The organism is Neptunicella marina, assembly GCF_014270035.1.
Classification (GTDB): domain Bacteria; phylum Pseudomonadota; class Gammaproteobacteria; order Enterobacterales; family Alteromonadaceae; genus Neptunicella; species Neptunicella marina.
Map to the genome: position 1 here is coordinate 1 of NZ_JACNEP010000035.1, position 4286 is coordinate 4286.

Consider the following 4286-nt stretch of genomic DNA (forward strand, 5'->3'; position numbering starts at 1 on the left):
GTTTTACCGTGGTCAACGTGGCCGATTGTACCAACGTTTACGTGCGGTTTCGTACGTTCAAACTTTTCTTTTGCCATGGTTCATTCCTCATCAAAATAAAAACGATTCTTACTTGTAAGGAATGAGAGATAGAGAAGTGGTGCTGATAGGCAGATTTGAACTGCCGACCTCACCCTTACCAAGGGTGCGCTCTACCAACTGAGCTATATCAGCACTGTAGTTGGAGCGGGCAGCGGGAATCGAACCCGCATCATCAGCTTGGAAGGCTGAGGTAATAGCCATTATACGATGCCCGCGTTCCGGTTCTCTTGAGCTAATCTCACCCCAAGAAAAATCATAAAAAGGCTGACAACACAGTGCGCATTAGTCAGCCTTCGTATTAGATAATCGCCTTAGCCATTATCAAAATATGGTGGAGGGAGGTGGATTCGAACCACCGAAGGCGGAGCCGTCAGATTTACAGTCTGATCCCTTTGGCCACTCGGGAACCCCTCCAGGAATTGATGGTGCCGGCTGCCGGAGTCGAACTGGCGACCTACTGATTACAAGTCAGTTGCTCTACCAACTGAGCTAAGCCGGCACTGCATCAACGAGGTGCGCATTCTAGAGTAACAGTTTGCGCTGTGCAATAGCTAAAAAACAAAAAATTCAAATTTTGTGATCGTTTGGCTATTTTCAAAGCAACACGATTAACATATCAGCAATTAAGCAACTAAATGAACCTCATCATGCCGGTAAAAATGCAATTTTCGACTATTTCGGTCCGGGGAAAGTCATCAATATTTATCAAATTTGCATCGCCGCCAGTAACAAAAATTTTATATTGGCTAAAATTTATCTGCATCTGCTGTTGCACCATGAATATAAAACCATAAATTTGAGCTTTGCACCCCTCAGTTATACAAGATGAGGTATCTCTCCCAAATTCCAAATCATCAGCAATATAATGATTCTTTACATGAGCAAGCGATGTCTTGGCTTTTAATGATTCGATCATGGTACTAAATCCCGGCACAATCCAACCGCCAATATGTTCGGATTCTTCATTAACAACATCGCATGTGATTGCTGTGCCTAAATCGATAACTGCAAAATTTGTTGAGCAGAATTGCTTTACTGCCAACATAGCTAACCACCGATCAACACCAAGCGATTCAGGCTGCTGATAACCCAATTTTAAATTATCAACGTGGTCCTGAGTTTTCAGTACTTGAATATTTACCTGATTTTTGTTGAGAATATCTGTGATGTACTTTAATTGCTTTTGACTAGCAACATTGGAAATTAAACATCTGGAAGTGGATTTGCACAATTGATTAAGATAATCGATGTCATCCAGATAGGAAAGTGCGGATACGTCCGACGAATAACAATACTTAATCCGACTATTGCCGATATCTATTAATAGTGTCCTAGCTGGCTCTGACACTCACATCCCCCCCATAAAAACGCTTAATTTTTCCATCACACTCAACTAATAAAGCCCCTTGCGAATCAACACCCCGGCCTATACCAGTTTCAACAGATTCGCCTATGGAAAGATTAATTTCCTTTTCCATTAGCCAATCGTATCGCTGCCACAAATGTTCAAAAGCAGGAAAACCTTTAGTTTCAAAAATGCTTAGTAAAGAATACAGCTCGTTAATAATTTTTGCGGCAATTAAATTTCTATCAGGGGTCTGTCTTAATTGCTGGCTAAGATCCGTCCAGGGCTGCGTTATGTCGACTACAGCTGCACCTAATTGAACATTAAGGCCGATTCCAATAACCGCATCACAACCTGCGCCAATTTGCCCTTCCAGTTCAATTAAAACCCCTGCTAACTTTTTGTCGTTAGCATAAATATCATTTGGCCACTTTAATTGACTGGTATTAATTCCAAGTTCTCGTAAAACATTGTTAACTGCTATACCAACCACCAAACTTAGTCCATTGACAGATTGATAACCTGCCTCAAAATGCCAATACATACTTAAGTAAATGCTTGCACCAAAAGGTGACTCCCATTTTTTCCCCTGACGTCCTCGTCCAGCAGTTTGCGCCTCAGCTAAACATGTCATCCCTTTTTTGCAGGAATTAATCTTGTTTTTAATATAATCATTGGTAGATGAAATGATATTGCAAACGTCAACCCGAATTGGAAAGTTAAGCGCTTCTACAATAGTTTTGTAGTTAAGCAAATTCAAAGGTGTAGAAAGCTGATATCCGCTACCTGCCTGACTATTAATAGATATCCCAAACTGGGTAAGCATTTTTATATGCTTGGCGACTGATGCCCGCGAAATATTTAAAAACTTGCCGATATCTTCACCGGAATGACATTTGCCATCCGCTAACAACTGAAGAATCTCATTGCGCTTAAGCTCACCTTTAATACTCATAGGTCTATTAAACCATGCTGGCCAACTAGCCGTACTTCATTTTCTAATTCGATACCAAATACTGATTTAACTTTATATTTGATTTCTCTGGCAATGGTTAACAACTCTTCACCCGTCGCGTTACCAATATTAATTAAGACAAGCGGTTGTCTTTTATGACACTCTACATTGCCTACTTTATGGCCTTTAAATCCTAGTTTATCGATTAAATAAGCCGCAGGAACTTTAAAATGATTTGAATCAACCTGGAAATGAGGGATATCGGGCCATTGTGATTGAATTTTTTTTAATGTGTTCAGGCTTATATAAGGGTTTTTAAAAAAACTTCCTGCATTACCCTGCCTGGCAGGATCTGGCAGTTTTTCTGAACGAACTTCTATAACCTTATTAAAAATATCTTTAGCAGAAGGATTATCAAGTTCTTTAAGCTCACCATAACTCGTTTCTGCTTTCCAAACTTTGGGAATAGCAAATTGCACATTGACGATGACTACTTTGTTATAAAGTTCGTGTTTAAAAATACTATCCCGATAACTAAATTTACATTGCGCACACGTTAATGACTTCAGCTCGCCAGATTTCAATTCAATAAAATCAACGCGTTGTATGAAGTCACTCACTTCCCTGCCATATGCACCTATATTTTGTACGGGAGCAGCACCGACAGTACCAGGAATAAGAGCAAGATTTTCCAATCCATATATTTCTTTGTTAAGACAATATTGCACAAATGCGTGCCATGATTCTCCAGCAGCTACATTCAATATGTAGTCATTTTCCCGCTCAATAACGTCAATACCAAAAAGTTTTATTTGGTATACCGTACCTTTAAAATCGCCTGTAAATACAGTGTTGCTGCCCTGCCCTAACAAAACAAAAGGAACAGATAAAGGCAATGCGAGTTTTACACTATCAACCGATTCGAGTGTAATTAAGTTACAAGCCTGACTTGGCAACGAGAAAGTATGTAATAGTTGTAGATTGTGCACTGATTTTAACTAACTGAAATATTTGAGGTATTGTACATCAACCTCAAAGTGGATGTTAGCTTAGGAGAATGCTGCAGTTTGCCCTAGATTATACAACCCATAGTCAAGCAAAATACGCTCAAGCTTAGCGTAGTCGATAGGTTTTTTGATAAAGCTGAGTGCACCTAGTTGCTGAACTCGTTCTTGCATCTGCGGCTGAATGTCGCCAGATACCACGATGACAAACGTTTCTATTTTATGTTTTTTAATTTCCCGCAGCACCTCTATTCCATCCATTTCGGGCATCGTTAGATCAAGAAACATCAAAGAAATATGTCGAGTCATTAATACTTGCATGGCTTCTAAACCATTTTCAGCCATTATTATTTCGGCATTCCAGTCACTCGGCAGGCTGCGCATAACCATTCGCCTGGCTAGATTTGAGTCATCGCAAATTAGTACAGGAAAGTGCATAAACAGGTCCATTTGTAAAAGGCAAGGTTGTTTTACCTTTTTTATCATGCACTTGCAAATTTGCTTTTATAACAAATTATTGTTTTTCTCAGGTTGTGACGGCGGTTTGCACTTTTATTAAGTGAAGTTGTATAGGGCTGTAGTCTTTTTAAGGGGGTATTTTTGAGGCCATAAACCAGCCCGGTCTTTCGCTTGGGGCCTTTCAATTTCTATAGGCTTAAAACAAAAAAACCAGCGCAAGGCTGGGTTCTTTGTAAAATTGGGAGTCTGGCGGTTATGTCCATGGATGGACGGTATGCCGTAAACGCAGGAGCAGTTTACGGTGTGCTACATTACTCCGGGCTTCCTGCCCTGCGCCCTTCGGGCCGCACACAAATGGGTATGGAACCTGAAGGATCCCCACGAATTTAATTCCACAGTTTTCCCTTAGAGTGAACAATTTCCATTAGTTCTTTGAGCAGGA

4 protein-coding genes, 4 tRNA genes and 1 pseudogene are annotated in these 4286 nt (G+C 40.3%); all 9 read right to left on the bottom strand.

All coding sequences use genetic code 11. From position 1 onward, the window contains the following. A pseudogene (locus tag H8B19_RS18700) lies at positions 1-77 on the bottom strand (GTP-binding protein); the annotation flags it as partial. Between the two features lie 60 nt (positions 78-137). Continuing rightward, positions 138-213 (bottom strand) — tRNA-Thr (locus H8B19_RS18705). A gap of 8 nt (positions 214-221) precedes the next feature. Beyond that, positions 222-296: transfer RNA gene (locus H8B19_RS18710), tRNA-Gly, on the bottom strand. Between the two features lie 114 nt (positions 297-410). After that, positions 411-495: transfer RNA gene (locus H8B19_RS18715), tRNA-Tyr, on the bottom strand. 9 nt (positions 496-504) lie between these two features. Beyond that, positions 505-580, bottom strand: a tRNA-Thr gene (locus H8B19_RS18720). 132 nt (positions 581-712) lie between these two features. Beyond that, positions 713-1429 carry a type III pantothenate kinase gene (locus H8B19_RS18725; RefSeq protein WP_186508659.1) on the bottom strand — a complete coding sequence of 239 codons (717 nt, stop codon included), beginning with the start codon at positions 1427-1429 and terminating at the stop codon, positions 713-715. Further along, entirely contained in the window at positions 1413-2381 is a 969-nt protein-coding gene (birA, locus tag H8B19_RS18730) for a bifunctional biotin--[acetyl-CoA-carboxylase] ligase/biotin operon repressor BirA (protein ID WP_186508661.1), read from the bottom strand. The genes H8B19_RS18725 and birA overlap by 17 nt, the downstream gene beginning before the upstream one ends. Further along, complete coding sequence (murB, locus tag H8B19_RS18735) at positions 2378-3370, bottom strand: UDP-N-acetylmuramate dehydrogenase (RefSeq protein WP_186508663.1); 993 nt, start codon at positions 3368-3370, stop codon at positions 2378-2380. The genes birA and murB overlap by 4 nt, the downstream gene beginning before the upstream one ends. Before the next feature lie 60 nt (positions 3371-3430). Beyond that, a complete protein-coding gene (locus tag H8B19_RS18740; protein ID WP_338401549.1) occupies positions 3431-3871 on the bottom strand; it encodes a response regulator in 441 nt (146 codons plus the stop codon). Positions 3872-4286: the final 415 nt, after the last annotated feature.